This is a genomic window from Acetomicrobium sp. S15 = DSM 107314 (assembly GCF_016125955.1).
Lineage (GTDB): Bacteria > Synergistota > Synergistia > Synergistales > Thermosynergistaceae > Thermosynergistes > Thermosynergistes pyruvativorans.
Window position 1 is genome coordinate 1 of record NZ_JADEVE010000318.1, and the last position, 545, is coordinate 545.

Consider the following 545-nt stretch of genomic DNA (forward strand, 5'->3'; position numbering starts at 1 on the left):
CGATCCCTCTGGATCTAAGTGCTTCTATGAGGCGCGCGTTGAGGGCAGGCCAATCGCCGAAACGAGCCGGCTTTGCCGGGATCGCTTCATCGGAGGCTATATCTCCCCGGAGGGAGTAAATCCACTGGATAAAGCTCTCGAACGCGCCAACATTTCCTTGGGCATAGATACAGTGGAAGAGGTTGCTCACGCTATACCAGAAGAAGCGCGTTTCGTCATAAGGCTTCGCTCAGTCGAATACTTGCTAAAGAAAACGTAGCCAAATCGATCCAGCTTCTCACTGGCCTCGCAAAAAGCATGACGCCATGTTGCGGGAAGAAATTAAAAGGGTATGGGAGGAATTCCTGAGTCTACGGAGATAGGAAAGTATGTAGGACCTCTCAATCGAGAGAGCATTAAAGTAGCTTAAGGTGCACTGTGGAGCGCCTGATGAAAGACATAGGCCTAAAAGGGATCATTTGTGGCAGGAAGATAAGGACTACGATCCCTGACGAATCTGCCAATAAACCTGCAGATTTGGTGTGTCGAAACTTCACTGCACTTCG

Annotated in this window: 1 pseudogene; it reads left to right on the forward strand. The window is 49.7% G+C overall.

Features of this window, described 5'->3' with window-relative positions:
* Window positions 1-259: pseudogene (locus EZM41_RS13895) on the forward strand (hypothetical protein); the annotation flags it as partial.
* Between the last annotated feature and the right edge of the window lie 286 nt (window positions 260-545).